4 protein-coding genes are annotated in these 4,065 nt (G+C 51.0%); all 4 read right to left on the bottom strand.

Features of this window, described 5'->3' with window-relative positions; genetic code table 11:
- Window positions 1-300 precede the first annotated feature (300 nt).
- Complete coding sequence (locus tag ACWVCN_RS05380) at window positions 301-1,074, bottom strand: DUF3313 domain-containing protein (protein ID WP_455244501.1); 774 nt, start codon at window positions 1,072-1,074, stop codon at window positions 301-303.
- 437 nt (window positions 1,075-1,511) lie between these two features.
- Window positions 1,512-2,357 (bottom strand): hypothetical protein, encoded by an 846-nt coding sequence (locus tag ACWVCN_RS05385; RefSeq protein WP_455244502.1) that lies wholly within the window; start codon window positions 2,355-2,357, stop codon window positions 1,512-1,514.
- A 230-nt stretch (window positions 2,358-2,587) separates the two neighbouring features.
- Window positions 2,588-3,007, bottom strand: coding sequence for a hypothetical protein (locus ACWVCN_RS05390; protein WP_455244503.1), 420 nt, complete (start codon window positions 3,005-3,007; stop codon window positions 2,588-2,590).
- A 227-nt stretch (window positions 3,008-3,234) separates the two neighbouring features.
- The coding region (locus tag ACWVCN_RS05395; protein ID WP_455244504.1) for a hypothetical protein at window positions 3,235-4,065 on the bottom strand (831 nt) is incomplete at its 5' end.

Here is a 4,065-nt window from a genome sequence, read left to right on the forward strand (position 1 = left end):
ATCTGAGCGGCAGCCGCGGATTTTTCAGCGATCGCGGGAGAAGGCTCATACCAGAGGAAACTCATGAACCCGGTGAAGAGAAGCACGACAAGTCTCGACGTCGTAGTGATTCTATTTTGGGATTGTTTACAGTTCATCACGTCCCCCTGGTCGTTTTTCAGTAGGCGGCAGTTGCAACCCGGTAACGACCTCTTCGGTTCGCCTCCTCCCGAAGTTTCCCAGCCAAACAGCACTCAGACTCTAAAGGCACCCCCTCTGGAGAACATTTCCCCATTTGCTGTCAGTCCTTTTAAGTTCCCCTTATGCTTTGGGCATCTCTCCACATCCAGTCTTCCCCGCCACGACACAAGTCCGATAAGCCAACTGCAGGGCCCAATAGTCCATCGCATGTTTCACATCAGCCCAACTGCTCATCCCTTTTCCCAAGGTCTTTCCACCGACACGCCTGTCGATAGCAGCCGCGACCACATGCCCGGTCAGGGAATCGGAGACTTTGGCCTCCGCCTGCGCCTGTCCAACAAACGACGGCTTGTCAGTGACCAGCCCCTTCAACTCGGAGACAAGGAGCATTTGAGGAATCGCCGTCGAGATCATATCCAACGCGACCCACCGCTCCTCATAGGCAGTCAGCGCTATTTGCACCCGAAATGTTTGAGGCCCGGGCTTGTTGACAATCTCAAAATGCTTCGACAACGCCTCGTAGATCTTGCTGTGGAAGTAATTGATCAATTCTTGTGCATCTTGGTTCGGATTGCCTTCCTTCTTCACATCGTGAGGTTGTCGGTAGAGCACGACAGGATCCAGTATCAGTTTGCTCTCCTTCTGACCTTTGGCGCTGTCATCCACCCATCGAAGTGAGGCTTCGCCGATCGACTGGTCACCCGGAGTCAGCTTTTCGTACAGTGCTTCCCCTAGGAATCCAGACTTGTCGACACTCTTGACATGTCGAGTCTGAGCACAGCCGACCGAGAAAACCAGGGCGAGAAAAAGAAAAGCCACTGCGCGGACTCCCCCACTCGCTATACCAGGCACCATTGAGAAGCAGTCCCAATGTGACAATCTCTTAGTCATCATGAACCTCCCTCTTTTAGAGAAGAATTCAACTTTATGGATAAGATCAGACGGGCTACACCTACTAAGCCTCACCAAACATCGCTTTGCGAAGGTAGCAATATGCATTCCAATGCGGTTGGCTTCACAACTTGGGGAAATCTATCGTGCGTAGTAACAAGCCTTAAGCAAGTTTTTGAACGTATTAATTTGCCCGTATTAAACGTATTAGATGGGGGAAAAAGGGGCAGTCGACCATAAGAAAGCTGCTGCAGAAAGCAGCAGCAAAGAGGTTGCAATACTGGTCAACCATCTTGGGCAGAGGCGATTACCAGAAGTGAACTTCTCCCCTGCTTCGAGCTAACACGGAGGTAAATCAGGGAAGCACTAGGCTGAGACTTTTTTGCTTATTGAGATTCTCTCTCGCCATGCAAAGCGTGGAGTCAAACGGCTGCCGCTCGCTAAAAATACAACGTACCGAAGAGGTACACGATGTTCCAATCATTTCGTATTATCCATCCGTCTGTTTTTTCAGCCTCATATTCAAAATTGACATCCAGTCGATCGTAGGCCGCACCCAGCGCAAGATGTTTAAACAGTCGATATTCCAAACTCGCATACAGCTCGTTCATGGTTCCTTTAAACTGACTGGTTTCAAAGTAAAACCAGTCGAAGCGGGTCTGCACGACCAGTCGCGGCGTAAAGTTGTAATTCACTAGGAAACCAACACTGGGGAGCGGTGCAGTCAATTGGCTGTCTTCATCTAAAAAAGTCTGAGGATCACCAGTACATGGGGCGGGTCCGGTACAGCTAAAATTTCCAGAAAAGCGGGCTCTGATATCGGCAAGATACAATCCGACGCTTGCCCCGAGTTCTACCTTGTCGTCATGGTGGAAGGAATAATTATAAAATAACCGGTACAAAGCAGTATCAAGCTGGCTCTTGATCTGAGAGCCGGCCTTATAGGTCGTATCGCCAATGGGAATGTCATTCGTCAGCGCTGTATTCCCCTTCCGAATTACGTTGTAGTAACTGAATCCGACACTATGTTTCAAATTAAACCGGTAAAGCGAATCAATCCTCCAGGCATGATCCTCACGCTGCCCGTCGAGCGCTCTGCTGAAGTCCACCGCCGCACCAATGCCGGACGTACCGTTGATGGACAATGCCGTATCGGCGCCGAAAACATAGGCATAGCCGCCACGAACCATCAATCGATCGGGCAAGGTTTGAGCTTCGGACTCCTCGGCCCTCGCCACTTGAGGAATCGTCACAAGTATCGCTACGAACACATACCACAGGAACACAGCGCCAACACACTCCAGTGCCTTTAATCGGAATGACTCAAAGAACGCTCCCTCACATTAGAACATGACAAGTCTGGTCCACGCAATTCTCACGGCACGACCGAAAATCTTGCCGCATTCGTAGGACAGGTTAATAGCACTCACGATCAAAATGGCTTGATGAAGAAGCTCATGCTCAATGGATCTAAGATTACCAAGCTGAACAAGTAATCAGGCACTTGAGCACTAACTTATCTGGAAGGCTCGAGCTCGGCCGTATACTCAGTACCGTCTTTCATGACCCCGGTCATTCGCAGCATGCGTGATCCCCCAGATACCAACAAAGACCCAGTGGCCGTGCCTCGCTCGGTCGTATCGGTCAATTTGCCTTCGGCCAACGTGAATTGGCCGCGCCCGCTGAACACCCCGATGGTTCGATAGCTCGTGAATTCATACCGGCCATCATTGCCAATGGTGACGCGCACCCAGTCCTCCTCCCTGGTTTTCGGAGTCCTCACCATAATCCCGGCCCACTTGCCGGCTACTGAATCGAACGACGCGATAGAAGACGCACTCCAGTGCCGTTTCTGCTCTGGAGAAATTGTTTCACACCCTACGACTCCCAACATCAACAGAATTGAGCAAAACAATCCAGTCGTTGTGCGATACATGGCGTTGATGTTCCCTGTGAGTACATTCTGTAGTCCAACCGGTAGATGCTGTTTTCCCCTCTTTGATCCTTGAGCCCACGTATCCTGACCGCTTTGGTTAATCAGAGTACCGACGGCAGCTCTCATGAACGTCAACCACGCGCAATTGCTCATCGTCCTAGAACTGTTTGTATAAGTGCGCATCAAACCTCCTTTGCTTCCATCCGACCACAGACGCTTCCAAAGCTCTAGAACACTCCGTCAAGTCCAATAAAGAAATTCGTGTTCTTGACGATATCCGGCTCGAAGCTCTGTTTTCGACTAGATCGTTGGAAGCCTGCGAACGCACGAAGGTGGTCCGCCACTTGTTTGACTACGATCAGTTCGCCCTGCACGATGTCTTCATGTGCGCCCTCTCGTTCGTCTCCGGCAATTTCGCTGCTCCAGTTATTCCGTTCATAATGGATTGCCGCAATGATAGATAGCTGTTCCATGACCTCGACATCAAGATCGACACTCGCGAAGTGGTTGACGTACGATACGTCGTCACTGAATTGAGCCTGTTTTCGGCCATCGGCAAGGCCCCGCTCGTAATGGTAAGCAAGCCCCAATTTGACATGACGAGAGAGCCGCCAATCGAGATGAGGGCCCACCGTCCAGAAATCCGTGTCGCGATGAGAAAACGCCTCGTTATACCTTCGCACTCCGTATCGACTGAGCAGCCGGACTTCGACATCTTCCGTCAGATTCCGTTCAAACCTCGCCGACCAGATATGGCTTGTGACCGACTCGCCTGTCAATCCATGAGCGCCCGGACGCCGGTCCTCGTTGTCTCCCAAGAACAAATTGGGCGCATAGTAGTACCGCAGCCTGATACGGTTTTCATCCGATAAGCCTTGAACAACTTGCAGTTTGATCGTACCGTGGCTGAACTTCGTCTGATCTGTAAAAATGAACCCTTGCCCACGAATACTCAATTCCGTTGTCCCCAACCCACTGGAAAAGGATTTTCCTATTGTGACATCCGGCTCGAACACGACATCCGACCCTTTGTCCGTCAGCCTGGTATCGAGCGCCGG

Source organism: Petrachloros mirabilis (genome assembly GCF_975968855.1).